This is a genomic window from Dyella soli (assembly GCF_054482295.1).
The window spans coordinates 148,691-175,571 of sequence record NZ_JBTFFU010000003.1 but is presented as its reverse complement, the minus strand read 5'-3'; the positions used below and the strand labels follow the sequence as shown (position 1 = coordinate 175,571).

Sequence of the window (26,881 nt, the reverse complement as noted above, 5' to 3'; positions counted from 1 at the left end):
ATAGCCTTCAGAGCGATGGTTCGGGGGAGGATTGGACGGCCACGTCGGCCGCGCCCGCCTGCGGGCGGAAACCGCCGCCGAGGGCCTGGATGAGCTGCACGGACAGCGCCACCTGCTGCGATTTCAGTGCGGCCATGCGCTGCTGCGAGAGCAACAGCTGCTGGCGCACGATCAGCGCCTCCAGATAGCTGCCCACGCCGGCCTTGTAGCGCTGCTCGGACAGCTGCCACGCCTGGGAGGCGGCATCGAGCGCGCGCTGCTGCTCGGCGACCTGCTGTTGCGCGGACTCGACGGCGTCGTAACCGTCGGCCACTTCGTTCACCGCGGTGACCAGCGTGCGGTTGTAGTGCGCCACGGCTTCGTCGTATTGCGCGTCCTTGCCGGCGAGGTTCGAGCGCAGGCGGCCACCATCGAAGATCGGCAGGCTCAGCGACGGGCCGAAGGTGTAGAAGCGCGCCGGCAACTGCAGCGGGTTGATGCTGCCGAAGGCGGCCACGCCAGCCATGGCGCTGATGCTCACGTTGGGCATGAATTCGGTCTTGGCGACCTTGATCTCCTTGCCGGCCGCCTCGACGCGCCAGCGGGCGGCGACCAGGTCGGCGCGGTGGCCCATCAGCTCGGTCGGCAGGTCGGCCGGCACGGCCAGCGCGGCCGGCTCCAGCGCCTGCGGACGGGTGATGTCCAGCCCGCGATCCGGACCCTTGCCAAGCAGCACGGACAGCGATGAACGGGCCGCACTGATGGCGCGGTTCGCCGCCGTCAGCTGCTCGTCGGCATTGGCCACTTCGGTGTCGCTCTGCTTGAGCTGCAGCTGGCTGTCGATGCCGGCCGAGACGCGCTGCTGGGTCAGCTGGTGCGTGGTGTCGGCGCGCTCGTGCTCGCCCTTGGCCACGTCCAGCTGGGCGAAGGCATAGCCCAGTTGCACATAGGCACGCGCGACGTTGGTGGAAAGCTCGATGCGCGCGGCCTGCGCTTCCACTTCGGCGGCGCGCTGCTGGCCGACTGCGGCTTCCCACGCGGCGCGCTTGCCGCCCCACAGGTCCAGGCCCCAGCTGAAGCTGGCGCGCGCGTCCTTGAACCAGGTGAAGTGGCCGCCGCCGAGTTCGGGCGGCGCGGCGGTGAGCGGCAGGCGCTGGCCGATGATGTTGGCACCGGCGGTAACGCTCGGGCCGCGCTCGGCATCGGCGGCGCCGGCTTCGGCCTGTGCCTGGCGGGAGCGGGCGTCGGCCACGGCGAGGTCCGGGTTGCCTTGCAGCGCCTCGGTGATGAGGGCGCTGAGCTGGGGATCACCCAGGCCGGTCCACCAGTCGTCGGACGGCCAGGCGGCGGGGGACAGCTGGGCGCCGGACAGGCTGCGGTCGGCTTTCAGCGACGAGGCATCGGTCAGCGTGCCTTCCGGGTGCAGGCCACCGCTGCTGACGCATCCCGCCAGGGCGAAGGTGAGGCCGGTGGCTGCCGCAAGGAGTTGCAGGCGCATGGGCATGGCTTCCAGAAATTGAACGGGTTCAGGTCTTGTCGCGGAGCGCTTGCAGGACGCGATGGAGGTAGTCGTGCAGTTGCCTGCGCTCGTCGTTGTTCAGGGCCCGCTGGGCTGCTTTCAGCACGCGGTCGTTGCATGGCGTCATCTGCCCCCAAAGCTCGACACCGGCTGGGGTCAGCTCGATACGCAGCGCGCGGCGATCCTGTTCGTGGGGCAGGCGACGCAGGTAACCCCGGCCTTCCAGCTGGTCGAGCTGTCGCGTCATGGCACCACCGTCCAGCTCCACGGCACGAGCCAGCTCACTGGCCGACATCGGGCCCATCATCGCCAGACGCTTGAGTATCAGAAACTGGGTAAAGCGGAGATCCACGCCCGATGACTGCAGCTCGGCTTCCATGGTGCGGACCAGCTCGCTGCGCACGAGTCCGATCAGGACACCAAGGTTTTCGGAGGAGGGCGGCGGGCTGGCAGGAGGAGTCATGGCCGCGCATTCTATTGCCGCACAGATATTTGTCAAGGCAAATATATTCAGGGCCGCATTTGTCGGGGCAAGCGCCTCCGGGTCACGGCAGGCACGCGCCGGCCTCCGGGCGTCGGCCCGGCGATCAGGAAAGTGGCAATGCAGTGCGGGCGCCAGCGCGCCCCGCGGGCCGGTTGCGGCCCGGCCAGGCATGGCCCGCGACCTCGCGCCGCGGGCAGGAGCTTCCGTCAGGCTGCCCCTCCCGGCGGGAGAGGCAGCCAGCCGCCGTTACTGGCGGACCGGTTTCACATACGCATTGAACAGTTCGTCGATGCGGCGGTATTCGTCATACCAGGAATCGGCATGGGTGAAGCCGTGGCGTTCCATCGGGTACAGCGACATCCAGAAGTTGCTCTTGTGCAGCTCGATGAAGCGCTGGTACAGGCGGATGGTGTCGCTGGCCAGCACGTTGTCGTCGATCAGGCCATGCTGCATCAGCAGCGGATCCTGCAGCTTGTCGGCGTAGGTGATCGGCGAGCTGGTGGCGAAGGACTCCGGGTCCAGCTGCGGGTCGTTGAGGATGTTGGAGGTGTACTCGTGGTTGTAGCTGGTCCAGTCGGTGACCGGGCGCAGCGCGGAACCGGCGGCGAATTCACCCGGCGCACGCAGCAACGACATCAGCGTCATGAAGCCGCCGTAGCTGCCGCCATACATGCCCACGCGTCGCGGATCGACGCTGCGGTTCTTCACCAGCCAGGCCTTGCCGTCGAGCAGGTCTTCCAGTTCCGGATGGCCCATCTGGCGATAGATCGCGGTGCGCCAGTCGCGCCCATAGCCCTCGGACGCGCGGTAGTCCATGTCCAGCACCACGAAGCCCTGCTGCACCAGCAGGTTGTGGAACATCTGTTCGCGGAAGTAATTGGAGTACGACAGCGTCACGTTCTGCAGGTAGCCGGCGCCGTGCACGAAGATCACCGCCGGACGCGAGGCGGCCGCGGCCTGGTCAGCCGGACCGTAGTACTTCGCCCAGACCGTGCCCGCGCCATGCGCGGAAGGCACCGGCACGATCTGCGGCTGGATCCACGCATGCGCGGTGAATTCCGGCTTCATGGTGTTGGTGAGCTCGCGCGGCGCGCCACCCGCGGCGTCCTGCACCGCCAGCTGGGCCAGCATGTAGGGCGCGGAGTGCAGCAGCGCCAGCTGGTGGCCATCAGGCGACAGCGCGAAATCGTCCGTGCCCTGGTACTGGGTGAGGCGGGCCAGCTCGCCGCCGGCCGTGGGCACGCGATAGACGTCGTAGCTGTACGGCGCGACCTGGTTGGTGCGCAGGTAGAACCACTGGCCGTCGCTGCTGAGCACCGGATGGCTGACCTCGAACTTGCCGCTGGTCAACGCCCTGGCCTTGCCGCCCAGGCTCTTGGTGTAGAGCTGCGAATAGCCGGTTTCCTCGCTGAGGTACCACAGCGTGCGGCCGTCCTTGAGCCAGCCGAAATCGTTGAAGCTCCAGTTGATCCAGGCGCGGTCGGTGAGGCGGTGCTGGTTCACCAGCGCGTGCTTGTCGAAATCGACGCTGGCGATCCAGCGGTCCTTGTTGTCGATGGCGCGCAGCTGCACGGCCAGGTTCTGGCCGTCGTCGCTCCAGGAGATGCCGCCACCGCCGCCGTCGTCGGCATTGGAAACGATGCGCACCGCGCGCAGGTCCGGCGCCTTCAGCGCCCGGGCCTGGTCAGCCTTGCCGGCCTTTTCCAGCGCCGCGATGGTCTTGCCGCGAATGTCTTTGAGCGGATCGTCCTTGATGCCAGGCAGGATGTCGGTCTTGAGCGGATAGAACTTCGCCGCCTTCAGGTCGACCAGCACGAGCGACTGCGGCGCGGGATCGTCGCGACCCACATAGGAACGCGTTTCCTGCCGCTCGGCGTAGCCCGAGTCGGTGACGTAATGCGTGACGTCCGGCTGCTTGCCGCCCTTGGCGCCCTTGGGCTTGGTCACCACCAGCATCCAGCGGCCGTCGGGCGACAGCTCGGTGGCCAGCGGCTCGCCGCTTTCGCCCAGGTAGATCGGCCGGGGCGCGCGGCTGGGGTCGGCGGCGGCCAGCGCCTCGTCGTTGGCACGCGCCGCGTCCTTGTCGGACTTGTTTTCCTGCAGCGCGCGGAACATCTCCAGCTGCTGCGCGCCCAGCGCATCGGGCTGCTTGGCCTGCGGGTCATCGACAAAGCGCAGCACCGCGGCCGGCGCGCTGACGCCCGCGGCGATGTCGTAGACGAACCAGTTGTTGCCCTGGCGGTACTGCAGCGAACGGGCGTCGCTGGAGAAACGCGGGGCCGATTCGGCTTCGGTCGTGCGCGTCACCTGCACGCGGCGGCCGTTGGCCAGGTCCACCATGAAGATGTCGCCATGGCGCACGAAAGCGCCATAGCGATGGCTGCGGTCGAACACGGCCGGGCCATCGGACTGGGCCAGGGCGGCGGCGTCGAGCTTCATCCCCTGGCCCGTGGCCGGGTCGACCCGGTACAGGTCACGCACCTTGCTGCCGTCTCGCTTGAGCGAGTAGTACAGGCTGTGCCCGTCCACGCCCCAGTAGGGAGACTCCACCGCGGCACCGATCCATTCCGGATTGGCCATGATGGTTTCCAGGTCGAGCTGCCCGCTGCTGGCGGATGGCGACAAGGCCGCCGCGGGCAACGCGGCGAGGGCGGCAAGGCCGGCGAACAGCATTCGGCGCATGGAGTGCTCCACAGTCAAAACGCCGGAGCATAACCAAGGCAGCGCGACTGGCAAGCGCCGATGGTCCCGTTTCGCCGCCAGGGGGGGCCGGTTAGGCTTCCCGGTTAGCCCACCGGCGCCGCACCGTGTCGGCGCAAGGTGCCGGTCGTGCGTTTGCCGGGGTTCGTGCGGTACCTGCGCGTTCTCTCCCCGTGTTCGTCCCTGCCCCCAGCGAAGCCCTATGCCCCTGCCTACCGTCGACCTCGAAACCGCCGCCCATCCCACCCACAGCGTGATCTGGCTGCATGGCCTGGGGGCGGACGGCAATGATTTCGCGCCCATCGTGCCCGAACTGGTCTCGCCGGCCTGGCCCGCGCTGCGCTTCGTGTTTCCCCATGCGCCGGTGCGGCCGGTCACGGTCAACGGCGGCATGCCGATGCGCGCCTGGTACGACATTGCCGGCGTGGACCTGGTCTCGCGCCAGGACGAAAGCGGCATGCGCGCCTCGGTCGCCAGCGTCGAATTGCTGATCGCCCGCGAGAACGAGCGCGGCGTGCCCACCTCGCGCATCCTGCTGGCGGGCTTTTCGCAGGGCGGTGCCATCGCGCTGTCGGCCGGCCTGCGCCACCAGCACGCGCTCGCCGGCGTGATCGCGCTGTCCACCTACCTGCCCATGCAAGGCTCGTTCGCCGCCGAGCGCAGCGTGGCCAATGCCGGCACGCCGGTTTTCTGGGGGCACGGCACGGGTGATCCGATCGTGCCGCTCACCCGCGGCGTCCATTCCCGCGACCTGCTGCAGTCGCTCGGCTACACCGTGGCCTGGCATACCTATCCCATGCCGCACTCGGTCTGCGCCGAGGAAGTGGGCGACCTGCGCGAATGGATGACCTCGCGGCTGGCAGGCTGAGCCGAGGTCGCAGAAGCCCCTGCGCGCATGCGGCATACTCCGCCGCATGACGGAACCCGCCACCATTCCGGTTGCCGGCACGCGCGCCGAACGCGACCTGCTGCCTGATTTCTGCACCCTGCCGGTGATCTTCGCGCTGCTGGTGGTGGGCGCGCTCACCGTCACGGTGATGTGGCTGGCGCCGAACAACAGCCACGGCTGGCGCGGCTACAGCGTGGGCATGCTGTTCGCCGACTGGCTGGCGCTGGTGGTGGGGGTGGCCCTGTGCAAGCTGCGCCCCCTGCTGCAGCGCCTGCCGGGCCACGCGCCGTATGCCGGCGTGTGGCTGGTCATGGTGCTGATCGTGGCCGGCGGCAGCGCGCTGGTGCACTGGATCGACGGCGCCATGCAGATGGAACTGCTCAGCGACAGCACCGGCACCTTCGTCAGCTACAACACGCTGATCGCGGCGCTGCTCGGCGCGGCGCTGCTGCGGTACTTCTACCTGCAGGCGCAATGGCAGACGCGCCTGGCGGCGGTCACCACGGCGCAGGTCGCCGCCCTGCAGGCGCGCATCCGCCCGCATTTCCTGTTCAACAGCATGAATACGGTGGCCGCGCTGGTGCGCGTCGACCCCGAGGCCGCCGAGCGCACGGTGGAAGACCTCTCCGAACTGTTCCGCGCTGCGCTGGGCGAACATGGCTCGCGCGACGGCACCCTAGGCGAAGAACTGAACCTGGTCGAGCGCTACCTGGCCATCGAGCAGCTGCGCCTGGGCGAACGCCTGCGCGTGCGCCGCGAACTGGACGACCTGCCGCCGGCGTTCCCGCTGCCGCGCCTGCTGCTGCAGCCGCTGGTCGAAAACGCGGTGCGCCACGGCATCCAGCCGCTGCGCGATGGTGGCGAGGTGATCCTGCGGGGACGCCGCGAGCGCGGCAACATCATCATCGAGATCGACAATCCGCGCGTCGGCGAGCCCACGCCGGGAGGCCACGGCCATGGCCTGGACAACGTGCGCCAGCGCGTGGCCTATCGCTATGGTCCGCGCGCGCGGGTGCTGGCCGGCCCGCAGGACGGGCGCTTCGTGGTGCGGCTGCAACTTCCGGAAGAGAACCATGCGCGTACTGATCGTTGACGACGAACCCCTGGCCCGCATGCGGCTGGCTGCGTTGCTCGGCGAGTGCAGCGACGTCGAAGTGGCCGGCAGCCTGGGCGACGGCGAGGCCGCGCTCGATGCCCTCAGCGAACTGCAGCCGGACCTGTTGCTGCTGGACATCAACATGCCCGGCATGAGCGGCACCACCCTGGCCCAACGGCTGGCGGGTCGCAAGCGACCGCAGATCGTGTTCTGCACGGCGTACGAAAACCACGCCGTGCACGCGTTCGAACTGGGCGCCGTGGATTACCTGCTCAAGCCGGTGCGGCTGGAGCGGCTCAACGAGGCCCTGCAGCGCGTGCGCCAGCGACTGGCGCATGCCTCGCGCGAAGCGGGCAGCTACCTGCACGGCCGGCTTCGCGGCGAACAGGTGCGGGTCGCACTGGAAGACGTGATCTGCCTGCTCGCCGAAGAGAAATACGTGGTCGTGCAGCATCGCGGCGGCCAGTTGCTGCTGGAGGAATCGCTGCGGCAGCTGGAGGAAGGCCATCCGGACGAACTGATCCGCCTGCACCGCAATTGCCTGGTGCCGTCGCAACGCCTGATCGGCCTCAAGACCCTGGCCGATGGCCGCGTGCTGGCGCGACTGGCCGGCACGGAACTCACGCCGGAAGTCAGCCGACGCAACTTGCCGACGCTGCGCAAGTTGCTGCGCATGGGCTGAGCGCATCCGCGCCGGCACCCTGGCGCGACACGGCGCCGCTGGCGCGACCACTGCGCCGTGCGTTCAATTACGCGACAATGAGTGCCCCCGCCGGTGCTCGCGCCCGGTGCTTTGATCGAGATCTCCATGACCCCATCCATCCTGCGCATCGCCACCCGCAAGAGCGCGCTCGCGCTGTGGCAGGCCGAGCACGTGGCCGCCGAACTGCGCGCGGCCCACCCCGGACTGGTGGTGGAGCTGGTGCCGATGTCGACCCGCGGGGACGAAATTCTCGACAAGCCGTTGGCCACCATCGGCGGCAAGGGCCTGTTCCTCAAGGAGCTCGAAGTGGCCATGCTGGAAGGCCGCGCCGACCTGGCCGTGCATTCGCTCAAGGACGTACCCGCGGAACTGGAAGCGGGTTTCACCCTGCCGGCCATCCTGCCGCGCGCGGATGCGGCGGACGCCTTCGTGAGCAACGACTACGCCGATCTGGCCGCGCTGCCGCTGGGTGCGCGCGTGGGGACGTCGTCACTGCGCCGGCAGGCGCAACTGCGCGCCGTCCGTCCCGACCTCAGCCTGCTGGACCTGCGCGGCAACGTGGGGACGCGCCTGGGCAAACTCGATGCGGGGCACTACGACGCCATCCTGCTGGCCTGCGCCGGGCTGGAGCGGCTGGGCCTGGCCGCCCGCATTCGCAGTCGCCTGGCCGCACCGGACTGGTTGCCGGCACCGGGCCAGGCCGCCATCGCCATCGAGGCACGCGACGACCAGCCCTCGGTGCTTGAGTTGCTGGCCGTGCTCGACGACGCCGACACGCGGCTGGCGGTCACCGCCGAGCGCGCCATGAACCATGCACTCGGCGGCAGTTGCACCGTGCCGGTGGGTGCCTGGTGCACGGTGACCGAACACGGCCTGCACCTGCGCGGCATGGTGGGTGATGTCAGCAGCGGCCGACTGCTGCTGGCCGAGGCCCAGGCCGAAGGTGACCAGGCCGTGGCGCTGGGCCAGCGCGTGGCCGAGGCGCTGTTCGCCGAAGGCGCCGCCGCGCTGCTCGGCCACTGAGCCGGCTGGCCGCGCTCCCCGGCGGCCGCGGCAAGTCGCAGCGGCAGCACGGGGCGCAGGGCTGCGATCAGAAGTTGTAGACCAGGTTGGTGGTCACCAGCGTATCGGTGTTGTCCGTACCCGGCTGCACGTCGCTGTTGTAGCGAACCTGGTAGCCGAGCTTCAGCGCCACCTTCCGGGTCATGCTGACCGACAGGCCGATGTCGTTCTGGTAGTACTTGTTCTTCGAGCCCGCTTCGAGCAGCAGCGTGTCTTCGAGCGCCGTGTTGTCGGTGAGGCGGTACTTGTAGTTGACCAGCCCGCGGCCCACCAGTTCGCTCTGGGTGTCCTGCTGCACGTTGACGTTCACGCCATTCACCTGCTCGGCCACATCAGCCGGGCGGTAGCGCTTGTAACCGGGGCCGGCTTCGAACGACAGCTCGGTGCGATCCGTCTTCAGCGCGATATAGCCGTAGCCGACCGAGACGATGCCCTGCCACAGGTTGGCGCCGAAGTCGTCGTGCTCGTAACGCGCCGCCGTCACGATGTAGCTGCGCGGGTCGAGCTTGAAGCCCACCGAGGCGCCGGCGTCGTAGCGGTTGGCGGTCGTGGTGAGGCGGTCAACCTGGTTGCCCTGCTGGTCCACCACTTCGACCTCGCCCTTCGAACGCAGGCCGTTGAGGAAGAAGTTGTTCTTCCACATTTCGTTTTCCTGGCTCAAGCCGAGCTTGGCGTTGATGTTTTCCGAGCGGGAATTGCCATAGGAGGAGGCAAAGCCAAATTCGCCCGAACCGGTCCAGCCGCCGTTGTCGGCCGGATTGGAGGCGGGGGCATTGGCGGCCGGGGCGTCGTCGGCCTGTGCGCCAAAACTTGCCAGCGCTGCGAGCAAGGCGCCCGCCATCAGGGACTTCTTCATGGGATTCGTTCCATTTTTGTTAAAAGAAAGCAGGCCGCCACCTTAGCGGGGCGGATTGAACTGCCTGTGAACAGGGCGGCTTTTTCGGGCCAGGAATGGCGCCAGATGGCCGTTTAGCGGCTGTCGGGGAGTGCCGCCAGGGCACCATGATACAAAGTCAGCTCCAGGCCCATGCCAAGCATGCAGCCCAGGGTGGCCAAAGCGGCCAGCAGCTGCTGGCTGTCGTCAAACCCCGCCAGCAGCAGGCCCAGACAGGGTACGGCATAGGTGAGCGCGGCCGCCACATAACGCCGGGGCTGCAACTCGAGCACGGGGCGGTGGCCGGGCGACAGTGACAGCAAGGCCTGCCAGCGCATGCCGTCGACCAGGCCGCGCAACAGCGCCAGCAGCAACAGCCCGATGATCCACGGCATGGCACCGGCCGCCGGCGCATCGCCGCCTTGCTGCCCCGCCATGCACAACCACAGCCACAAGCCACCCGCATAGGTCGCCGAAACCACCCGGCTGAGCGGCAGCTGCGACGCCAGCCGGCCATCCAGCCCGGGGGCGTGTCGCGACGCTTCGCCATGCGCGGTCATGATGAGGCTGACCAGGCTGCACAGCGCGAGCGTGGCGCCGGCGAGGCGCGTGACCGGGAACGAGTTGTCGCCGCGTGCGAGGCCGGCCACGGCCAGCATCGGCAGGAAGGTGGCCAGCGCGATCAGTGCTTCGCGCGTCGGGCGCGAGCCCTTGCCCGGTTGCCAGCCATGCCAGCTCGGCATCCACGACGAGTGCATCCACGCCGCGACCAGCCCACTTGCCACCAGCACCACGCCAAACGCAAGCGGAACCAGCGCATCACCGCGGCCGGCGGGATAGATACCGATCGCCAGGGCCAGGCCGAGCAGCATCCACAGCCCGCAACCGCTGTAGCCGGCTACCTGCAGCAGCACGCCGCCCAGTCGCGGCAGCAGCACGGGCGAAGGCGAAACATCGTCGTGAATGGCGTCGTGCGGATGATCGTGGCGGCGCTTCTTCATGGTCCAGGTGTCGTTGCTGCGTGAAGATCGAATCAATATGGGGACACGATGGCGTCTTTTCGCCCACTTCCACCGTATGGCGGACTTGCGGCAATCGCCGGTGGTGCGCATGCTACGCAGAGCCTGCCGTCGAAAATCATTTCATGGATCGTTACGAGCGCATTCTGACCCTGCACCGACTGCTCAAGTCGGCGCACTATCCCGTGGCGCTGCCGCGCCTGATGGACGAGCTGGAATGCTCGCGTGCCACGCTGTACCGCGACGTGGCCTTCCTTCGCGATGCGCTCGGCGCGCCGATCGAAAGCGCGGGCGGCGAACACGCCGCGTTCCGCTACGCGGTGGGCGAGGGCGAACGTTTCGAGTTGCCTGGCCTGTGGCTCACCTCGGACGAACTGGCCGCACTGCTGGCCCTCAACGAACTGATCGGCCGCAGCGGTCCGGGCGTGCTCGCCGGTGCACTGGCGCCGTTCAAGGCGCGCATCGAACACCTGCTGTCCGACCAGGGCAGCGGCAAGGCCTTGCCGATCGAGCGCATCCGTGTGATTGCCTGGGGCGAGCGCAAGCTCGACCAGCAGGTGTTCCGCGTCGTCGCCGGCGCCGTGCTTGAGCGCAAGCGCCTGCGCTTCCGCTATCGCGCGCGCACCACCAACGCCGACAGTCATCGCACGGTCTCGCCGCAGCGCCTGACCCATTATCGCGACAACTGGTACCTGGACGTGTGGGACCACGACCGCGAGGCCCTGCGCAGTTTTGCCGTGGACCGCATCGCCGAGCCGCTGGCACTGGATGAATCCGCGCGCGACGTGGAGGAGCAGGATCTCAACGACACGCTCGCTTCCAGCTACGGCATCTTCGCCGGCAAGCCCAAGGCCTGGGCTACACTGCGCTTCTCGCAGCACGCCGCGCGCTGGGTAGCGGACGAGCACTGGCATTCGCAGCAGAAGGGCGAGTGGCTGCCCGACGGGCGCTACGAACTGCAGGTGCCCTACTCCAACTCCAAGGAACTGCTGATGGACGTGCTCAAGTATGGTCCGGATGCGGAAGTGGTCGCGCCGCTGTCGTTGCGCGAGGAGTTGAAGATCCAGCTGCAGCTGGCCCTGGGCGGCTACCAGCAGCAGCCGCGCTGAGCGGTCGTCGTCGCGGCCTGCAGCTGCCTGGCGATCGAAGGCGGCCGCCCGCGCCGCGCAGGCACCAGCGCTTGCCATCGCTGCGCGACGGGGCGAGGCTAGCGTCCCCGACCGTCGCCGAGCCGCGCGTTCCATGAGCCCTACCGAGATCGCCGAGTCCACTGCCATACCTGCGTCTTCCGTTGCCACCCGAAGACCGACCGTGGCATTGGCACTTGGTTCCGGAGGCGCCAAGGGCCTGGCCCATATCGGGGCCATCGAGGAGATCGAAGCGCAGGGCTACGAGATCGTGGCCATCGCCGGCACCTCGATGGGCGCGTTGATCGGCGGCATCTATGCGATGGGCAAGCTGGGCGTCTATCGCGACTGGGTGTCTGCGCTGGACAAGATGGACGTGCTCAAGCTGGTCGACTGGACGCTGTCCGGCGGCGGCCTGATCAAGGGTGAGCGCATCATGGACACGCTGCGCGAGCTGATCGGCGATGCCGTCATCGAGGATCTGCCGCTCACCTTCACCGCCGTGGCCACCGACCTCGATCGCGAGCGCGAAGTCTGGCTGACGCGCGGCTCGCTGTTCGATGCCATTCGGGCCTCCATCGCGATACCGACGCTGTTCCGACCGCACACGCTGCTGGACCGCAGGCTGGTGGATGGCGGCCTGCTCAACCCCGTGCCGGTGACGCCACTGATCCGCGAAAGCGCCGACTACCTGTTCGCCGTGAGCGTGGACGGCCCGGCGAACACCGCCACGCCGGAGGAATTGCCGGCGCCGGTGGAAGCGTCGGAGAGCTATCGCACGCGCATCGCCGACTTCATCGGCAAGCTGATGCCGCAAGGCACGGTCAAACCGCGCGAGCCGGGCATGCTCGAACTGCTCACGCAAGCGATGGACCTCATGCAGGCCAACCTCTCGCGCCTGCGCCTGGCCGCGTACGAGCCGGACCTGCTGATCCGGCTGCCGCGCAACGTGGCCACCGTCTATGAGTTCTACCGGGCCCGCGAACTGATCGAAATGGGTCGCCAGCAGGCGCGCCGCACGCTGGCCAACTGGCAGCCCACGTATCGCACCAACGGCTTCAATGGGGCCCGTGAACCTTGAGCCAGGCGTCGAGGTAGCACTTCAGCGCGACGGCATGGTTGTGTTCTTCATCGCGCGCGCCGTAGAGCAGGGTGATCTGATGGCGTGACGACTGGGTCGCCAGCGGCCGCCAGTATTCGGCGACGGCATCGAGTTCGCTGGCATAGCGATGGCGGAAGCCCTCCCAGCGCGCGGGATCGTGGCCGAACCACTTGCGTAGCGCCGTCGATGGCGCCAGCTCCTTGGTCCACTCATCGAGCGCGGCGTCTTCCTTCTTGAGGCCACGCGGCCACAGCCGGTCGACCAGGACGCGATAGCCGTCGGTCGGCGCCGCCGGCTCATAGACCCGCTTGATGGCAATGCTCATGGCTCGGGCGGCCTCCGAAAAGGCAGGATCATCAGCATACGCCAATGAAAAACACGTCACGAGGCGCGCTGAAGCCTCACCGCGACGCTGTCGTCAGCGCGCGGAAGTTCGCCGGGATGCCCTGCCGCTGAGCGCGGCTCAGATCTCCTCGACCTGCGTGACCTTGCCCCGGCGCATCAGCCACGCCACGCCGCGCAGGTCGGCGAGGCCGACCCACAGGCGATCGAGCATGCCGTACTTCGACGTGCCCGCCGTGCGCGGACGATGGCCGACGGGCACGCTGGTGCTCTGGAAACCCGCGCGCTTCACCAGCGCCGGCAGGTAACGATGCATGTGGTCGAAGTAGGGCAGGCGCAGGAATACGTCGCGGTCGAACAGCTTCAGGCCGCAGCCGGTATCGGGCGTGCTGTCCTTGAGCATGCGCGAGCGCACCGCGTTGGCAACCTTGGAGGAAATGCGCTTGTTGAAGCTGTCACGGCGCGTGGTGCGCCAGCCGGCGAACAGGCGCACGTTCTCGGCGGCGCTTTCGCGCGAGGCGAGCAGCTTGGGAATATCGGCCGGGTCGTTCTGGCCATCGCCGTCCAGCGTGGCGATCCACGGCGAACGCGCGGCACGCACGCCGTTCCACACCGCCGTGCTCTGCCCGCTGCGGGTCAGGTGGCGCACGATGCGCAACTCGGGATAGTTCGGCTTTTCGCCGGCGAGCACGGCCACGCTGTCGTCGCTGGAGTCGTCATCCACGTAGACGATTTCAAACTCGACCTTGCCACGCAGGGCGGCGGCGATCTCGGCCAGCAGCGGCGGAATATTGTCGCGCTCGTTGAATACCGGGACGACGACGGACAGTTGTGGCATGGGGAGGGCCTTCTCTAAACAAGGGACGCGCGGCGCCAGGACGCCATTCTAGTGGCTGGAAAGGGGCGAGGGACGGGTAACAGGGACGAATGCCCCGGTCGCGCGGGCGCGCCCACGCGACCAGTCCTTCGTCCGGGACCCTCAGCGGATCTTGCCGAGGATGCCTTCCAGCTCGTCATTGCTGTGGTAGTGGATCACCAGCTTGCCGCGGCCGCCGCGGCCCTGGGCCAGCTCGACCCGGGTGGCGAAGCGCTCGGCCAGCTGGCGCTCCAGGTCGGCGATGTTGGGGTCGCGCGACGGTGCACTCTTGGCCTTGCCCTTGGGCGCGGTCTGCGCGCGGCGGGCGGCTTCTTCCAGCTCGCGCACGCTCCAGTTCTTGCGCGCCGCTTCCAGCGCGAGGCCCTCGGCCAGGTGCTCGGGCAGGGTCAGCAGGCAACGCGCATGACCCATCTCCAGCTTGCTCTCGTCCAGCAGGCGCTTGATCGACTCCGGCAGCTCGGTCAGGCGCAGCAGGTTGGACACGGCCGCGCGCGAGCGGCCCACCGCGTCGGCGGCCTGCTGGTGCGTAAGGTCGAAATCGTCGATCAGGCGCTTGAGCGCGTCGGCTTCTTCCAGCGGCGTGAGGTCCTGGCGCTGGATGTTCTCGATCAGCGCCATGGCCGGCACGGCCACTTCGGGCACGTCCTTCACCAGCACCGGCAGCTCGCTGAGCTGCGCGCGCTGCGCGGCGCGCCAGCGGCGTTCACCGGCAATCAGCTCGTAGCTGTTCTTGCCGATGGCGCGAACGACGATCGGCTGGATCAGGCCCTGCGCCCGGATCGACGCGGCCAGTTCGTCCAGCGCCTCGTCGTTCCAGTGCCGGCGCGGCTGGTACTTGCCGGGCTGGATCTGCTGGATGGGCAAGGTACGCAGCTCGCCTTCCTGCTCGATCACGGACGGCGAACCGGCGCCGTCACCGCCCAGCAGGGCGTCGAGCCCGCGGCCGAGGCCCCGTTTTTTCGCAGCAGACATGCTTACTCCTGGTGGATGTCGACGATGTCGTCGAGCGTCACGTCGATGTCGTCGTGCAAGGTCACGGCAACGACATCGTCGGCGTGATCGTGCGCGGCGGCGGCCGCGATCTGCCCGCGCTCGCGGCGGATCATTTCGCCGGCAAGGCCAATATAGGCGATGGCACCGCGCGAGCTGCGGTCATAGAGATGGATCGGCTGGCCATGGCTGGGTGCCTCGGCCAGGCGCACGTTGCGCGGAATGATCGAGCGCAGCACCTTGTCACCGAAGTGGTGGGTGAGCTGCGCCGACACTTCGTTGCCGAGGTTGTTGCGCACGTCGTACATGGTGCGCAGCAGGCCTTCGATTTCCAGCGTGGGATTGAGGCGCTGGCGCACGGCCTTCACCGTGTCGAGCAGGCTGGAAAGGCCTTCCAGCGCGAAGTATTCGCACTGCACGGGAATCAGCAGCCCGTGGGCCGCCGTCAGCGCGTTGAGCGTCAGCAGGTGCAGCGACGGCGGGCAGTCGATCAGGATCGTGTCGTAGCGATCGGCGATCTTGGCCAGCTGTTCCTTGAGCCGGCTCTCGCGGGCGATCGCATCCATCAGCTTCAGCTCGGCGGCGGTAAGGTCGCCGTTGCCGGGCAGCAGGTCGTAATGCGCCTCGGTCCGCACGATGGCCTGCTCGATCGGCGCCTCGTCCAGCAGCACCTCGCAACCGTTCGGCTTGGCCACGCGCTTGTCCACGCCGGACGCCATGGTCGCGTTGCCCTGCGGGTCGAAATCGACCAGCAGCACCTTGCGCTTGGCGGCAGCCAGCGCGGCAGCGAGGTTGACGGCGGTCGTGGTCTTGCCGACGCCGCCCTTCTGGTTGGCGACAGCGATGATGCGGGCCATGGTGTCGTCGATACCGTGAGCGAGTGAAAAGGGGGCTAGATTAGCAGCCTGTCCGGCCAAGCACGACGAGATGACGCTCGCCTGCGAGCCCGGGCACGTTCAGCGCACGAATCGAGCGCACCTCGAAACCCGCCGGCACGCCGGGAAGTTCGTCGTCGGGTTGCTTGCCCTTCATGGCCAGCCAGATGCCGTCCTTGGTCAAAAGATGACCACCCCAGTCCAGCATGTCGGCCAGGCTGGCGAAGGCGCGGGCGGTCACGCAGTCGAACTGGCCTTCCACCTCTTCTACGCGGGACTGCTCGGCGCGCACGCCTTCGAGCTTGAGCGAACGGATCGCCTCGCGCAGGAAGCGGACCTTCTTGCCGTTGGAATCCACCAGCAGGATCTGCCGGCCCGGCGCGGCGATGGCCAGCGGAATGCCCGGCAGGCCCGGTCCGGTGCCGAGGTCGGCCAGCGTCTCGCCCTGCACGTGCGGCAGGATCGCCAGCGAATCGAGCAGGTGGCGCGTCACCATCTCGGCCGGATCGCGCACCGCAGTGAGATTGTAAGTGGCGTTCCAGCGCGCCAGCAGCGCCTGGTAATCGAGCAGCCGCTCCACGGCGCCCACCGGCAGCTGCAGGCCGAGCGCGTCGATACCGCGTTCCAGCTGGTTTTGCAGATCGTGGCGGGGGGTCATGGTGGGGATGCCTTGGCGAACGGGGGTCGCAAGTATCCGGGGCCGGCGCCTGCGATGCCAGCCGCGGGCCGGAAGTGCGGAGCGGGGCATCGGAAATCAGCCCACGGCGCCAAAAGAAAACCCGCCGAAGCGGGTTTCAAGGGTCTCCCCTGTGGCGGGCGCTCTGGGGCGACCTCGCCTGGACCTGATCGGCGCCAGTGCCGGTCAGGCGAATTCCAGTTCCACGCGGGTGACCATCATGCCGCGCTCGCGCAGCGCACCGTTCATGCTCTGCTTGAGGCGCGAACCAAGGTCGCGGCGGTCGGCGCTGAACGCGGCCGGCTCCTGCCGCAGCGCGGCCAGGGCGCCGCCACGGATCAGCTGGTCGGCCTGTTCGATCACCGCGTCCGCGCGCTCCGGCTCCAGCACCTGCCAGTACACGGTGCCGCGCACGTCATGCGCGTCGGGCAGCGGTTCCTGGAAACGAAGCACCTGGCCGCTGAGCTTGATGCGGTGTTCGACGTGGTCGATCAGCGGCAGCGCCATGTGCACGCCGGGCTGAAGCAGCCGGTAGGGTTTGCCGCGCCGGTAAAGGCTATGCACCTGGTCGGCCGGCACACGCTTGACCGCCGACGCGAAGGTCGCGATCAAGGCCAGGACAATGAGCGTAATCAGGGCGTTCATGGCAATAGATACAGCTAGTTATGTATGAATACTTCGCAAGGAACTGTAGGTTGATACTACAGCTGGTTGCGTCCCCTTTAATTAATCTTAATTTAACGACGGAATAAGGTCTTCTTACAATCCGACCTTTGGGCTAGATGCTTGATTTTGTGAACCAAGTGGCAGGCATGGAGGGCATGCATCGACCGCGCCAGCCGTGCCGCCAGGCGCGGATTTCCCCTCGCGACACCCTGGTTAACGGCGAGGGCTGGCCTCGCTTGAAGCACGCCGTGACGCACACGCACGCACGCCACCCCGGCTGACGCCGGGATGGCGTGCGTGGATGACGCCTTGACGCCCCCGGGCGGGGGCGGCGAGCTGGCTAGAATTTGCCGGCGCGGAAGTCCGCGATGGCTTCGTGGATCTGCTCGGGCGTGTTCATCACGAACGGCCCATAGCGCGTGACGCTTTCCTTCAACGGCCGGCCAGCGACCAGCAGCACGCGGGCGGCGCTGTCGCGTCCCGCAATGCCCAGGCTGCCCGCGGGAGAAAGCACGGCCAGCTCGCTGCGCGCGAGTACGTCACCGGCGACTTCCGCGTCGGTACCGTCGAACACATAGGCGAAGCCGGCATGGCCCTCCGGCAACGGGATCTCGATGCGGGCACCCGGCTGCACGGCAATGTCCAGGTAGATCGGCTGCGTGACGATCTCCGCCACCGGACCGGTCACGCCGCCAAACTCGCCGGCAATCACCTTGACCTCGACGCCTTGCGACGGGCGCACGAGGGGAATGCGCTCCGGCCCGATGTCCTGGTAGCGCGGCGCAATCATCTTGTCCCTGGCCGGCAGGTTCACCCACAGCTGGAAACCCCACATCAGGCCGTCTTCCTGCTCGGGCATCTCCGAATGCAGGATGCCGCGGCCGGCGGTCATCCACTGCACGCTGCCCGGCACCAGGTCACCGCTGTTGCCGTGGTTGTCGTGATGCTTCATGTGGCCGGCCAGCATGTAGGTCACGGTCTCGAAGCCGCGATGCGGATGCTCGGGGAAACCGGCGATGTAATCGCCCGCCTGGTCGGAACGGAATTCGTCCAGCAGCAGGAACGGGTCGAGCATGTCCAGGCCGGGCTGGCCGATGATGCGCTTGAGCTTGACGCCGGCACCATCGGACGTGTTCACGCCGCGGATGCGACGAAGGATGCTGCGTTGGGTCATGGCTTGCTCCCGTGGGAAGAGTTCAGCGCATGATGATGATGGCGTGGCGGGCGCCGCCCAAGAGGCGACGCCCGAACGCACTGTTTCGCTGGCGCGAAGATCGCCCGCGTGACCGGGTTCAGTGCACCCAGTGGCCGCTGCGGTGGCGCGGCGGCGGCTCGTGCTGCTGCTCATCGTCCGCCGGACGGACGGCCGCTTCCAGCTCGACCTCGGTGGCCGGGTGTTCGTGCCAGTACTGGTTCACCGCGCCGAGCACGGTTGGCACCTGGGCGAGGCATTCGTCGTATTCGTCGTCGCTGAGTTTTTCGAACTCGGCGTCGGCGTTGAGGATGCCCTCGTCCACGGCCAGTGCCATGACCGGACCGAGCAGTTCCATCAGCTGCGGATCGTCGGCCAGGCGTTTTTCCCACAGGCCCGCGCGCAGGTCGATGCCGCGGCTGAAGCCTTCGCACCAGCCAGCGGCCGAGAGTGCCGGGCCCGCTTCGGTATCCACCTCGCCCAGGATCGGCTCATAGGCTTCGACGTCGAGCTCGGCGGTGATGGAGTCGTTGAGCTTGGCCAGCAGCGCGAGCACGCGGTTGCCTTCGGTTTCGTCCGCGAAGGGCTCGTGCAGCACTTCGGGCAGCCATTCCTCGGGCAACACCTGCATCGGACCGACTGCCAGCGCAGAAAGCAGGCCATGCACGCCGTCCAGCAGCAGGTCGCCTTCGCCCACGTGGGCGCGCAGGTATTGGTCCAGTTCGTCGAGCTCTTTGTCGTCCAGCGAGCTGGGCCAGTCGGTCTTCGGTGTATTCATCAGCAACCTGTTTGCAAGCCGGCCGCACCGGGGCGGCCCCAATTCTAGATATCCAGATCCACCGTTACCGGCGTGTGATCGGACGGTCGTTCCCACGTCCGTGGCGTACGGTCGATGCCCGCCGCGGTCGCCGCCGGCTTGAGGGCGTCGCCGATCAGGACCAGGTCGATGCGCAGGCCCATGTTGCGCCGGAACGCTGCCTGACGGTAGTCCCACCAGCTGAAGTGTTCGCCGCCCGGTTCGAACAGGCGGAAGCTGTCGTGCAGGCCGAGTTCGGTGATGCGCCTGAGCGCTTCGCGTTCGGGCGGCGAGCACAGGATGTCGTCGCCCCAGGCCACCGGGTCGTACACGTCACGGTCGTCCGGGGCGATGTTGAAATCGCCCAGCACGACCAGCCGGGGATGGCGCTCGATTTCGCGCGCCAGGAACTCGCGCACCTTCGCCAGCCAGTCGAGCTTGTAGTCGTATTTCTCATCGCCGATGGCCTTGCCGTTGACGACGTAGAGATCGACCACGCGCACGCCACCCACGGTCGCCGCGAGGATGCGCCGCTGCGGGTCGTCCAGGTTCGGGATATCGGTGACGACATCCTCGAAACCGCCTGGAGCATCGGCGCGCGCCAGCAGGGCCACGCCGTTGTAGGTCTTCTGGCCGGAGAACACCGCGCGATAACCCGCCGCGGCCAGTTCGTCGACGGGAAACCTGGCGTCTTCCAGCTTGGTTTCCTGCAGGGCCACCACATCCGGCCTGGCCTCGGCCAGCCACTCGGTGAGGTGCGGCAGGCGCACCTTCAGCGAGTTCACGTTCCACGACGCAATTTTCATGGGCGCATTGTAAGGGATGACATTCGCATCGCCGTCCCTCAGGCCAGGCCATGACTCTTGAGCAACGCCTCCGGTTCCGGTGCGCGGCCACGGAAGGCGATGAAGCTGTCGATGGCCGGGCGGCTGGCGCCGACGGCGAGCACTTCGCGACGGAAACGGTCGCCGGTGGCGCGGTCGATCACGCCATGTTCCTCGAACTCGCCGAAGGCGTCGGCACTGAGCAGCTCGGCCCACAGGTAGCTGTAGTAACCGGCTGCGTAGCCACCCGCGAAGATGTGCGAGAAGGCATGTGGAAAGCGCTGCCAGGCCGGCGGGTGCAGCACGGCCACTTCGTGGCGCACCTGCTCCAGCATTTCCATCGTGCGCGCGCCCCGGCCCGGGTCGTATTCCAGGTGCAGCAGGAAGTCGAACATCGCGAACTCGAGCTGGCGCACCAGGAACAGGCCGGCATGGAAGTAACGCGCGGCGAGCATGCGCTCGAACAGCGCGTCGGGCAGCCGCTCGCCGGTTTCATAGTGGCGCGCGAACAGGTCGAGCGCCTCGCGGTTCCAGCCGAAGTTCTCCATGAACTGGCTCGGCAGTTCCACCGCGTCCCATTCCACGCCGTCGATGCCGCCGATGGATGGCAGCGCGATCTCGGTGAGCAGGTGGTGCAGGCCGTGGCCGAACTCGTGGAACAGGGTCAGCACGTCGTCGTGCGTGAGCAGCGCGGGGCGGCCTTCGGTCGGCGGCGCGAAGTTGCAGGTGAGGAAGGCCACCGGCAGTTGTTCGTTGTCGCCGTCGCGGAAGCGCGCCCGGCACACATCCATCCATGCGCCGCCGCGCTTGCCCGTACGCGCGTACAGGTCGACGTAGGCACCGGCGAAGACCCGGCCGTCGGCGTCGCGCACGTCGTAATAGCGCACGTCCGGATGCCACGTGTCGACGTCTTCGCGCGCGCTCAGTGAAATGCCATACAGCCGGTCGGTCAGCTCGAACAGGCCATCCATCACCGCCGGCAGCGGGAAGTACGGCTTCAACTGTTCCTCGTCGAGCGCGTACTGCTGCTGGCGCAGCTTTTCCGCGGCATAGCCGACATCCCAGGACTCGAGGTTGTCCAGCTTGAGCTCATCGGTGGCGAACTCGCGCAGTTTCTTGAGTTCCTCGCGCGCCACCGGGCGGGCGCGCTGCGCCAGGTCGTGCAGGAACTCCATTACCTGCGAGGGCGAACCGGCCATCTTGGTCGCCAGCGATTCCTCGGCGGCATTGGCGAAGCCGAGCAGCTGCGCCGCCTCGTAGCGTAGCGCCATGATGCGTTCGATGCGCTCGCCGTTGTCGAACTTGCCCGCGTGCGGGCCCTGGTCCGAGGCGCGCGTCTGGTACGCCCAGTACACGCGTTCGCGCAGGCCGCGGTTGTCGGCGTAGGTGAGCACGGCTTGCACGCTGGGCTGCTTGAGCGTCACCAGGTAACCGTCCAGGCCCTGTTCCTTGGCGTACTGGCGCAGCACGGCGCGGCTGGATTCGGGTACGCCGGCCAGATCACGCTCATCGGTGATGTGCTCATGCCAGGCGTCGGTGGCATCGAGCACGGCGTTGGAGAATTCGGTGGAAAGGCGGCTCAGCTCCACGCCGATTTCGCGGAAGCGCGTGCGCGCCGGCTCTTCCAGCGCCACGCCCGACAGGCGGAAGTCGCGCAGGGAGTGCTCCACCAGCGCGCGCTCGGGCAGCGGCAGGGTGTTGAAATCCGCTGCATCCGCCAGCGCCTGCACGGCCTGGTAAAGCTCGCGGTTCTGGCCCAGCTCGATCGCATGGTCGGTGAGCATTTCTTCCGTCGGGCCGTAGACCTTGCGCAGCGCCTCGGTGTCGGCCACCGAATGCAGGTGGCTCACCGGCGACCAGGCCCGGGCGAGGCGCTGCTCCAGGCGTTCCTGCGTGAGCATCACGCTGGCGAAATCGCGCGGCGCGCCGGGCGCGGTGAGCGCGTCGATGCCGCTTCGATAGTCGGCCAGGATGGCGTCGATCGCGGGCGTGACGTGCTCGGGAAGGATCTGCGAAAAGGCCGGCAGTGCGTCGTCGGCCAGCAGCGGATTGTCTTGTGCCATGGAATCTCCTCGGGTCACCCGCCCGGCGGCCAGGGGCCACCGTCGGGTTGCCCGCCAGCGTGGCGACGCACCCTGGCGAAATCAAGCTGCGGCGCGCAGCGGCGACCGTGCGTGGTCACGAATTGTCACATCACGCACCGTACCATCCGGCCATGCCCATGCCCGATTTTTCCGCCCTGCTGCGTCGTTGCGACGTGTTCGGGCATCTGGACGACGACGCGCTTGCCGCGCTGCTCCCCGAACTCCAGTGGTTTTCGCTGCCCGGCGGCCGCACCCTGTTCCACCGGGGTGAACCGGCCGATGCCTTGTATCTGGTGGCCAGCGGCAGCGTGGGTGTATTCGAGGCACCCACGCGCCGGGTGCGCCTGGTGGCGGCCGGCGACAGCCTGGGCGAAATCGGGCTGGTCACCGGCGAGGGCCGCCAGTACACCGCCCGCGCCCTGCGCGACTCGCAGCTGTTGCGGCTGGACCGCACCGCCTTCGAAGCGCTGGTGCGGCGCCATCCGCAGGCCATGCTGGACGTGGCGAAGGTGGCCATGGGCCGGCTGCTCGAACGCATGCGTGGCGAGGCGACGGCCGGGGTGGCGCGCACGTTTGCGCTGTTGCCGGCCAGCCCGGAGGTACCGGCGCGTGCCCTCGCCATGCAGCTGGCGATGGAGCTGGAACGGCTGGGCAGCTGCACAGTGATCGATGCCGCGCTCGGGGAAGGCCGCGGCAGCGACTGGTTTGCTGCCCGCGAGGCGCAGGCCCGCTTCGTGATCTATCTGGATACGGCGGGCGACGGACACTGGCGCGAGCGTTGCCTGCGCCAGGCCGACGTGCTGTTGCTGCCGGCGATGGCTGCGCAACCTGCCCGGGCCTGGCCCGAAGCCTTGCCCATGCACCCGTCGCGCGCAGGCCATCGGCCGCGTCACCTGATCCTGCTGCATGCGGGGCGCCAGCCTGGCCTGGGCGCGGCGCAGCGCTGGCGCGCCGTGTTCAGCGGCGACCTGCAGCACCACCACGTGGGCGGCCAGGCGGACATCGGGCGCCTCGCGCGGCTGATCAGCGGCCACGGACGCGGCCTCGTGCTCGCCGGCGGCGGCACGCGAGGAGTGGCCCACCTGGGCGCGCTGCGAGCGCTGCGCGAAGCGGGCCATGAGTTCGATGCGGTCGGCGGCACCAGCATCGGGGCCATCATCGGCGCCGGCGTGGCGAGCGGATGGGAACTGGACGCGATGGTGGAGACCTTCCGGCGCGGCTTCGTCGAGGGACGCCCGCTGTCGGACTGGACCGTGCCGCTGGTGGCGCTCACGCGCGGCCGGCGCGCGGCGGCGATGCTGCGGCGCGCCTTCGGTGCGCTGGATATCGGCGATCTCTCGCTACCGTTCTTCTGCGTCTCCACCTGCCTCTCGGGCGAGGGCATGGTGGTGCACCGGCACGGCCCGCTGTGGCTGTGGCTGCGCGCGTCCAGCGCCATCCCCGGCGTGCTGCCGCCCGTACTGCACCAGGGCCGCGTCTACGTGGACGGCGCGCTGGTGGACAACCTGCCCACCGACGTGATGGCGGCGGACGGCATCGCGCACATCACCGCGGTCGACATCCGCGCCGACATCTCCCTGCTCACCACGGCGGAGGAGTTCGCGACGCCGCCCTGGTGGCAACTGGTGCTGCAGCGGCAAGGCATCCGGCGCCCCGGGATCGTGTCCACCCTCGTGCGGGCGGCGATGGTCAACAGCGAAGGTCCCGGCGAACACCGCCGCGAGCGCGCCGACCTGCTGCTCACGCCGCCGCTGGAACATATCGGCATGCTGGACTGGAAGGACTGGCAGCACGCGATGGACGCCGGTTACCGCCACACCATCAGCGTGCTGGAGCAGCAGGCGAAACGGTGAGGCAAGGCAGGGAGGTACCATAGGGCGATGGAATCCCTACGCAAATACAAGGGCATCTGGCCCACCCTGCACCAGCGCGTCTACATCGACCAGGCCGCCACCGTCATCGGCGCCGTGGAACTGGGCGACGACGTGTCGATCTGGCCCGGCGCCGTGTTGCGCGGCGACGTGCACTTCATCCGCATCGGGGCGCGCAGCAATGTGCAGGACGGCGCCGTCGTCCACGTCACCCATGATGGTCCGTACACGCCCGGCGGCCAGCCCACCATCGTGGGCGAAGGGGTCACCGTCGGCCACGCCGCGGTGCTGCATGCCTGCACCATCGAGGACTACTGCCTGATCGGCATGCATGCCGTGGTGCTCGACGGCGCGGTGGTGAAGCGCTACGGCTTCGTGGCCGCCGGCAGTGTGATTCCGCCCGGCAAGGTGGTCGGAGAGCGCGAACTGTGGGTAGGCAATCCGGCGAAGTTCGTGCGCCTGCTCAGCGACAAGCAGGTCGAGCAACTGCATTACTCCGCCGACCACTACGTGCGCCTGAAGGACGAGTATCTCGCCCTGGGCTGAAGCGCCTAGAAGTTGCCGCCACCGGCGGCGGACTGCTGCTGCGCCTGGATGATCGCCGCGCGCGCCTCGTCCTGGCGGATCACGATCTGGCGCTGGGCATCGAGCTTGCCGCCCAGCAGCGACAGGATGTAGTTGGTGCTGTCGAACTCGCGCAGCAAGGACAGCTCGCGCTGCGCTTCATCCAGTTCATTGTTGTTGATCGCGCGCTCCACGTCGGCCGATGCCGCCGGAAACGTTTCGTGCAGCTCGTCGATGGCGACCTTGTTGCTGGGGTCGAGCTGCAGCACGCTCATGTAGAACTCGTACGCGTTGCTGCCGGCCGGCGCCACCAGGCGCTTCTCCTGCACGGCGGTCTTGGCCAGGTCAAGCATGATGCTCACCCCGCTGTCGTCCTTGCCACTGGACGTCTGGCCGTCCGTTGCCTGCGCGGTGGAGCCTCCCCCGGTGCCGTGCTGTCGCCACCAGAACGCTCCGCCGCCGAGGGCGACCGCCACGACCAGGAGAGCAACAACGAGCGCGCGATGGCGCGGCGGGAGCGAAACGGAACGGGACATGGCACCAGCTGCATGGGTCGACGCCGCGCGAAGGATGGCCTGCCCCTCAGGTACCCCGGCGGAACTGTCACATTAGCGAGCCCACATGTCAGCGATGTGACTCGGGGTTGCCCCGGCCTTGCGATGATGGACGTCCATTTGGCACTGCATGGCCGCGCAGGCGTGGTCGGAAGCTCAGCTGAAGTGCCCGCCGGTGATGCGGCCGTCGTGGTCGAGCTCCGGGTAGTAGCGGCTGTTGTTGGTGCGGAACTCCAGCGTCGTGATGCTGCCCGGCATCACCAGCAGCACGTCCGGATAGGTGGCGCGGAACTGGTCAGGCGTCGGGTGCGTGGCGATGAAGGCGTCGAACGCCTTCATGTCGGTGACGTAACCATGCACCGGCGCCGGCGTGGACGCGGCGTGCGTCATGTCATGGCAGCCGCCCAGCAGCAAGCTGGCGGCGAGGACGGACAGCGCGAGCGAACGGTGCATGGCATGCCTCCACGAAGTGACCGGCGCCCACTGTGCGCCGGAGCCTGCCGCCTAGAGGTGAAACTCGATGCGCTGGCGCAACTGGGCCGCCACCGGCTTGCCGTCCTGCATGCCCGGGGTGAACTGCCAGTGCGTCACCGCATTGAGGGCGGAGCGGTCGAAGACGTACTTGGGATCGGCGTCGGTGACGCTGGCGCCGCTCACGCTGCCATCGGCCTGCACGGTGAAGGTCACGTCCACCCAACCCTGGCGACGGCTGCGGCGCGCATCGGAAGGGTAGGAAGGATCCACGCGACGCGTCAGCACGGGTGCCGCATTGCCATTGGCATCCACCACCGCCGCGACGGCCGGAGCGTGCGGCCGCATCGACGATTTGGGCGCCGCTTCGACCTTGGTGGATTCCACGTGCAACTGGGCCAGCGCCAGCTCGGCAGCGGTGGGGACTGCCGCCGGCCTGGCGGCGGGCGGGCCTGCGGGCGCGGTGCCGGGCGCCGGCGTCGACGGCGCGACCTGCGGCGCTGCAGCCACGGCCGGACGGATGGCCGCGCCCGGCGGTGGCGGCTGCTCCGGCTTTTTCGCCTGCGCAAGCTGCGGCTGTGGCTGGGCCTGCTGTGCCGCCGCGTCACGCTGCGCCTGCAGCTTGGTCTGCAACAGGGTCAGCGTGTAGTTCTGCGGATCGGCGCGTCGCAACAGGTCGATCTGCCGCTGGGCCTCGCCGGCATCGCCCTGGTCGATGGTCTGTTCGGCCGCGTGGGCGGCGAACGGAAAGATCTCGCGCAGCGCATCCTGCGCCACCCGGTTGCCGGGTTCACGCTTGAGCACGGCCAGGTAGAGCTCGAAGGCGTTGTTGCCGGCTGGCGCGAGCAGGCGCTGTTCGGCCATGGCCTGGCGCGCGTGCTGCAGCAGCTCGTCGGTGCCGGCGCCTGCGCGCACCACCGGCCCGGCGGCCGCGATGACGGTCGGGGACGGATCGTCCGCGGCAGCCCGGGACTTGAGCAACGCAAAGATCACCACGCCGCCGATGGCGACCAGGCCAACAACGATGAGGAGCATGAAGCGGGCAACGCCCTGGATACGACGACGCGACATAGCGGGTGACATGGCAGGCGCAAGTGGGTCGATGGGAACCGGCGCACAGGCGCACCGGCGAGGCGCGCCAGCTTAGTGAGATCGTATTGCGGGCATGTTGCCTGCCGTCACCATCTGTGACGCAGTTCACGCGCGAGCGCCGCCGCTCGCCCGTGGCCGGGTGCCGACCTCGCTCAGGCGGCCCGCGTGGCGTGGTCGAGCGCAGCCAGATAGGCCAGCGCGTGCTCCCGGTCGCTGCCGCACATCGCCGCTTCCGGACGCAGGCTGCCGCACACCGCGGGACGTTCGGGCCGGCCGAAGATGGCGCAACGATGGTCGTCGGTGAGCTGCACGCAGCGCACGCCGGCCGGCTTGCCCAGGGGCATGCCGGGAATCGGCGACGAAATGGACGGCGCGATGCAGCATGCGCCGCAACTCATGCGGCAGGTGGGCGCCGTCATCATGCGCAGCCCGTGCGACGACGATGCGCGATGG

The 26,881-nt window shown here is 68.3% G+C and carries 27 protein-coding genes; 8 read left to right on the top strand and 19 right to left on the bottom strand.

What is annotated here, in order from left to right; genetic code table 11:
• Positions 1 to 7: 7 nt before the first annotated feature.
• The 3 genes from ACXU4B_RS15120 to ACXU4B_RS15110 form a co-directional block, all read right to left on the bottom strand.
• On the bottom strand, positions 8 to 1,477 hold the full coding sequence (locus tag ACXU4B_RS15120) for an efflux transporter outer membrane subunit (RefSeq protein ID WP_131411022.1): 1,470 nt from the start codon (positions 1,475 to 1,477) through the stop codon (positions 8 to 10).
• 28 nt (positions 1,478 to 1,505) lie between these two features.
• Complete coding sequence (locus ACXU4B_RS15115; RefSeq protein WP_205746583.1) at positions 1,506 to 1,877, bottom strand: MarR family winged helix-turn-helix transcriptional regulator; 372 nt, start codon at positions 1,875 to 1,877, stop codon at positions 1,506 to 1,508.
• A 351-nt stretch (positions 1,878 to 2,228) separates the two neighbouring features.
• A complete protein-coding gene (locus ACXU4B_RS15110; RefSeq protein ID WP_131411028.1) occupies positions 2,229 to 4,664 on the bottom strand; it encodes a S9 family peptidase in 2,436 nt (811 codons plus the stop codon).
• A 220-nt stretch (positions 4,665 to 4,884) separates the two neighbouring features.
• Between ACXU4B_RS15110 and ACXU4B_RS15105 the strand changes: the two genes are divergently transcribed.
• The 4 genes from ACXU4B_RS15105 (at position 4,885) to hemC (ending at position 8,393) form a co-directional block, all read left to right on the top strand.
• On the top strand, positions 4,885 to 5,550 hold the full coding sequence (locus ACXU4B_RS15105; protein ID WP_131411030.1) for an alpha/beta hydrolase: 666 nt from the start codon (positions 4,885 to 4,887) through the stop codon (positions 5,548 to 5,550).
• A gap of 46 nt (positions 5,551 to 5,596) precedes the next feature.
• On the top strand, positions 5,597 to 6,664 hold the full coding sequence (locus tag ACXU4B_RS15100) for a sensor histidine kinase (protein WP_131411032.1): 1,068 nt from the start codon (positions 5,597 to 5,599) through the stop codon (positions 6,662 to 6,664).
• Entirely contained in the window at positions 6,645 to 7,349 is a 705-nt protein-coding gene (locus ACXU4B_RS15095; RefSeq protein WP_131411034.1) for a LytR/AlgR family response regulator transcription factor, read from the top strand. Before ACXU4B_RS15100 ends, ACXU4B_RS15095 begins: the two co-directional genes overlap by 20 nt.
• 126 nt (positions 7,350 to 7,475) lie before the next feature.
• Positions 7,476 to 8,393, top strand: coding sequence for a hydroxymethylbilane synthase (gene hemC, locus ACXU4B_RS15090; protein ID WP_131411037.1), 918 nt, complete (start codon positions 7,476 to 7,478; stop codon positions 8,391 to 8,393).
• A 67-nt stretch (positions 8,394 to 8,460) separates the two neighbouring features.
• Here hemC and ACXU4B_RS15085 read toward each other — a convergent pair whose 3' ends face one another.
• Positions 8,461 to 9,288, bottom strand: coding sequence for a DUF481 domain-containing protein (locus ACXU4B_RS15085; protein ID WP_131411040.1), 828 nt, complete (start codon positions 9,286 to 9,288; stop codon positions 8,461 to 8,463).
• 113 nt (positions 9,289 to 9,401) lie between these two features.
• Positions 9,402 to 10,307: a hypothetical protein gene (locus ACXU4B_RS15080; RefSeq protein ID WP_131411042.1), complete on the bottom strand. Its 906-nt coding sequence runs from the start codon at positions 10,305 to 10,307 to the stop codon at positions 9,402 to 9,404.
• A gap of 143 nt (positions 10,308 to 10,450) precedes the next feature.
• Here ACXU4B_RS15080 and ACXU4B_RS15075 point away from each other — a divergent pair, with 143 nt between their 5' ends.
• The gene (locus ACXU4B_RS15075; RefSeq protein ID WP_131411044.1) at positions 10,451 to 11,434 is read left to right on the top strand and encodes a helix-turn-helix transcriptional regulator; all 984 of its coding nucleotides are present in this window, start codon (positions 10,451 to 10,453) and stop codon (positions 11,432 to 11,434) included.
• Between the two features lie 133 nt (positions 11,435 to 11,567).
• A complete protein-coding gene (locus tag ACXU4B_RS15070) occupies positions 11,568 to 12,533 on the top strand; it encodes a patatin-like phospholipase family protein (RefSeq protein ID WP_131411046.1) in 966 nt (321 codons plus the stop codon).
• On the opposite strand, the gene ACXU4B_RS15065 is transcribed toward ACXU4B_RS15070, so the two are convergent.
• The 10 genes from ACXU4B_RS15065 to ACXU4B_RS15020 form a co-directional block, all read right to left on the bottom strand.
• A complete protein-coding gene (locus tag ACXU4B_RS15065) occupies positions 12,511 to 12,879 on the bottom strand; it encodes a DUF488 domain-containing protein (protein WP_131411048.1) in 369 nt (122 codons plus the stop codon). The two genes, ACXU4B_RS15070 and ACXU4B_RS15065, sit on opposite strands and share 23 nt — an antisense overlap.
• Before the next feature lie 138 nt (positions 12,880 to 13,017).
• Positions 13,018 to 13,734 (bottom strand): glycosyltransferase, encoded by a 717-nt coding sequence (locus ACXU4B_RS15060; RefSeq protein ID WP_131411050.1) that lies wholly within the window; start codon positions 13,732 to 13,734, stop codon positions 13,018 to 13,020.
• A 141-nt stretch (positions 13,735 to 13,875) separates the two neighbouring features.
• Positions 13,876 to 14,745 (bottom strand): ParB/RepB/Spo0J family partition protein, encoded by an 870-nt coding sequence (locus ACXU4B_RS15055; RefSeq protein ID WP_131411052.1) that lies wholly within the window; start codon positions 14,743 to 14,745, stop codon positions 13,876 to 13,878.
• A 2-nt stretch (positions 14,746 to 14,747) separates the two neighbouring features.
• Positions 14,748 to 15,620, bottom strand: a complete 873-nt coding sequence (locus ACXU4B_RS15050; RefSeq protein WP_131411054.1) for a ParA family protein — start codon at positions 15,618 to 15,620, stop codon at positions 14,748 to 14,750.
• A 40-nt stretch (positions 15,621 to 15,660) separates the two neighbouring features.
• Complete coding sequence (gene rsmG, locus ACXU4B_RS15045; RefSeq protein ID WP_131411056.1) at positions 15,661 to 16,296, bottom strand: 16S rRNA (guanine(527)-N(7))-methyltransferase RsmG; 636 nt, start codon at positions 16,294 to 16,296, stop codon at positions 15,661 to 15,663.
• 204 nt (positions 16,297 to 16,500) lie between these two features.
• Complete coding sequence (locus ACXU4B_RS15040) at positions 16,501 to 16,959, bottom strand: SPFH domain-containing protein (RefSeq protein WP_131411058.1); 459 nt, start codon at positions 16,957 to 16,959, stop codon at positions 16,501 to 16,503.
• Between the two features lie 361 nt (positions 16,960 to 17,320).
• Positions 17,321 to 18,154: a pirin family protein gene (locus ACXU4B_RS15035; protein ID WP_131411060.1), complete on the bottom strand. Its 834-nt coding sequence runs from the start codon at positions 18,152 to 18,154 to the stop codon at positions 17,321 to 17,323.
• Positions 18,155 to 18,272: 118 nt separating this feature from the next.
• Positions 18,273 to 18,950: a YecA/YgfB family protein gene (locus tag ACXU4B_RS15030; protein WP_131411062.1), complete on the bottom strand. Its 678-nt coding sequence runs from the start codon at positions 18,948 to 18,950 to the stop codon at positions 18,273 to 18,275.
• Between the two features lie 44 nt (positions 18,951 to 18,994).
• Positions 18,995 to 19,774: an exodeoxyribonuclease III gene (xth, locus tag ACXU4B_RS15025; protein ID WP_131411064.1), complete on the bottom strand. Its 780-nt coding sequence runs from the start codon at positions 19,772 to 19,774 to the stop codon at positions 18,995 to 18,997.
• 38 nt (positions 19,775 to 19,812) lie between these two features.
• Entirely contained in the window at positions 19,813 to 21,855 is a 2,043-nt protein-coding gene (locus tag ACXU4B_RS15020) for a M3 family metallopeptidase (RefSeq protein ID WP_131411066.1), read from the bottom strand.
• Positions 21,856 to 22,013: 158 nt separating this feature from the next.
• Between ACXU4B_RS15020 and ACXU4B_RS15015 the strand changes: the two genes are divergently transcribed.
• Both ACXU4B_RS15015 and ACXU4B_RS15010 read left to right on the top strand, forming a co-directional pair.
• Positions 22,014 to 23,729 carry a patatin-like phospholipase family protein gene (locus ACXU4B_RS15015; protein WP_240734110.1) on the top strand — a complete coding sequence of 572 codons (1,716 nt, stop codon included), beginning with the start codon at positions 22,014 to 22,016 and terminating at the stop codon, positions 23,727 to 23,729.
• A 27-nt stretch (positions 23,730 to 23,756) separates the two neighbouring features.
• On the top strand, positions 23,757 to 24,293 hold the full coding sequence (locus ACXU4B_RS15010) for a gamma carbonic anhydrase family protein (protein ID WP_131411070.1): 537 nt from the start codon (positions 23,757 to 23,759) through the stop codon (positions 24,291 to 24,293).
• A gap of 5 nt (positions 24,294 to 24,298) precedes the next feature.
• Here the strand turns inward: ACXU4B_RS15010 and ACXU4B_RS15005 are convergent, their stop codons facing one another.
• The 4 genes from ACXU4B_RS15005 to ACXU4B_RS14990 all read right to left on the bottom strand — a co-directional run bounded on the left by ACXU4B_RS15005 (position 24,299) and on the right by ACXU4B_RS14990 (position 26,847).
• The gene (locus ACXU4B_RS15005) at positions 24,299 to 24,847 is read right to left on the bottom strand and encodes a hypothetical protein (RefSeq protein WP_131411071.1); all 549 of its coding nucleotides are present in this window, start codon (positions 24,845 to 24,847) and stop codon (positions 24,299 to 24,301) included.
• A 174-nt stretch (positions 24,848 to 25,021) separates the two neighbouring features.
• Positions 25,022 to 25,318, bottom strand: coding sequence for a hypothetical protein (locus tag ACXU4B_RS15000; protein ID WP_131411073.1), 297 nt, complete (start codon positions 25,316 to 25,318; stop codon positions 25,022 to 25,024).
• Between the two features lie 51 nt (positions 25,319 to 25,369).
• Positions 25,370 to 26,407, bottom strand: a complete 1,038-nt coding sequence (locus ACXU4B_RS14995) for an energy transducer TonB (RefSeq protein WP_131411075.1) — start codon at positions 26,405 to 26,407, stop codon at positions 25,370 to 25,372.
• A gap of 173 nt (positions 26,408 to 26,580) precedes the next feature.
• A complete protein-coding gene (locus tag ACXU4B_RS14990; protein ID WP_205746584.1) occupies positions 26,581 to 26,847 on the bottom strand; it encodes a YkgJ family cysteine cluster protein in 267 nt (88 codons plus the stop codon).
• Positions 26,848 to 26,881: the final 34 nt, after the last annotated feature.

Bases quoted from the DNA above. Each gene is read 5' to 3' on its own strand.
- ACXU4B_RS15035 (WP_131411060.1), bottom strand. From the start codon at position 18,154: ATGACCCAACGCAGCATCCTTCGTCGCATCCGCGGCGTGAACACGTCC.
- ACXU4B_RS15005 (WP_131411071.1), bottom strand. From the start codon at position 24,847: ATGTCCCGTTCCGTTTCGCTCCCGCCGCGCCATCGCGCGCTCGTTGTT.
- ACXU4B_RS15070 (WP_131411046.1), top strand. From the start codon at position 11,568: ATGAGCCCTACCGAGATCGCCGAGTCCACTGCCATACCTGCGTCTTCC.
- hemC (WP_131411037.1), top strand. From the start codon at position 7,476: ATGACCCCATCCATCCTGCGCATCGCCACCCGCAAGAGCGCGCTCGCG.
- ACXU4B_RS15040 (WP_131411058.1), bottom strand. From the start codon at position 16,959: ATGAACGCCCTGATTACGCTCATTGTCCTGGCCTTGATCGCGACCTTC.
- ACXU4B_RS15100 (WP_131411032.1), top strand. From the start codon at position 5,597: ATGACGGAACCCGCCACCATTCCGGTTGCCGGCACGCGCGCCGAACGC.
- ACXU4B_RS15075 (WP_131411044.1), top strand. From the start codon at position 10,451: ATGGATCGTTACGAGCGCATTCTGACCCTGCACCGACTGCTCAAGTCG.
- ACXU4B_RS15110 (WP_131411028.1), bottom strand. From the start codon at position 4,664: ATGCGCCGAATGCTGTTCGCCGGCCTTGCCGCCCTCGCCGCGTTGCCC.
- ACXU4B_RS15095 (WP_131411034.1), top strand. From the start codon at position 6,645: ATGCGCGTACTGATCGTTGACGACGAACCCCTGGCCCGCATGCGGCTG.
- ACXU4B_RS15080 (WP_131411042.1), bottom strand. From the start codon at position 10,307: ATGAAGAAGCGCCGCCACGATCATCCGCACGACGCCATTCACGACGAT.
- ACXU4B_RS15120 (WP_131411022.1), bottom strand. From the start codon at position 1,477: ATGCGCCTGCAACTCCTTGCGGCAGCCACCGGCCTCACCTTCGCCCTG.
- ACXU4B_RS15010 (WP_131411070.1), top strand. From the start codon at position 23,757: ATGGAATCCCTACGCAAATACAAGGGCATCTGGCCCACCCTGCACCAG.
- ACXU4B_RS15085 (WP_131411040.1), bottom strand. From the start codon at position 9,288: ATGAAGAAGTCCCTGATGGCGGGCGCCTTGCTCGCAGCGCTGGCAAGT.
- ACXU4B_RS15000 (WP_131411073.1), bottom strand. From the start codon at position 25,318: ATGCACCGTTCGCTCGCGCTGTCCGTCCTCGCCGCCAGCTTGCTGCTG.
- ACXU4B_RS15020 (WP_131411066.1), bottom strand. From the start codon at position 21,855: ATGGCACAAGACAATCCGCTGCTGGCCGACGACGCACTGCCGGCCTTT.
- ACXU4B_RS15055 (WP_131411052.1), bottom strand. From the start codon at position 14,745: ATGTCTGCTGCGAAAAAACGGGGCCTCGGCCGCGGGCTCGACGCCCTG.
- ACXU4B_RS15015 (WP_240734110.1), top strand. From the start codon at position 22,014: ATGCCCGATTTTTCCGCCCTGCTGCGTCGTTGCGACGTGTTCGGGCAT.
- rsmG (WP_131411056.1), bottom strand. From the start codon at position 16,296: ATGACCCCCCGCCACGATCTGCAAAACCAGCTGGAACGCGGTATCGAC.
- xth (WP_131411064.1), bottom strand. From the start codon at position 19,774: ATGAAAATTGCGTCGTGGAACGTGAACTCGCTGAAGGTGCGCCTGCCG.
- ACXU4B_RS15050 (WP_131411054.1), bottom strand. From the start codon at position 15,620: ATGGCCCGCATCATCGCTGTCGCCAACCAGAAGGGCGGCGTCGGCAAG.
- ACXU4B_RS15115 (WP_205746583.1), bottom strand. From the start codon at position 1,877: ATGGAAGCCGAGCTGCAGTCATCGGGCGTGGATCTCCGCTTTACCCAG.
- ACXU4B_RS14995 (WP_131411075.1), bottom strand. From the start codon at position 26,407: ATGTCGCGTCGTCGTATCCAGGGCGTTGCCCGCTTCATGCTCCTCATC.
- ACXU4B_RS14990 (WP_205746584.1), bottom strand. From the start codon at position 26,847: ATGACGGCGCCCACCTGCCGCATGAGTTGCGGCGCATGCTGCATCGCG.
- ACXU4B_RS15060 (WP_131411050.1), bottom strand. From the start codon at position 13,734: ATGCCACAACTGTCCGTCGTCGTCCCGGTATTCAACGAGCGCGACAAT.
- ACXU4B_RS15065 (WP_131411048.1), bottom strand. From the start codon at position 12,879: ATGAGCATTGCCATCAAGCGGGTCTATGAGCCGGCGGCGCCGACCGAC.
- ACXU4B_RS15030 (WP_131411062.1), bottom strand. From the start codon at position 18,950: ATGAATACACCGAAGACCGACTGGCCCAGCTCGCTGGACGACAAAGAG.
- ACXU4B_RS15105 (WP_131411030.1), top strand. From the start codon at position 4,885: ATGCCCCTGCCTACCGTCGACCTCGAAACCGCCGCCCATCCCACCCAC.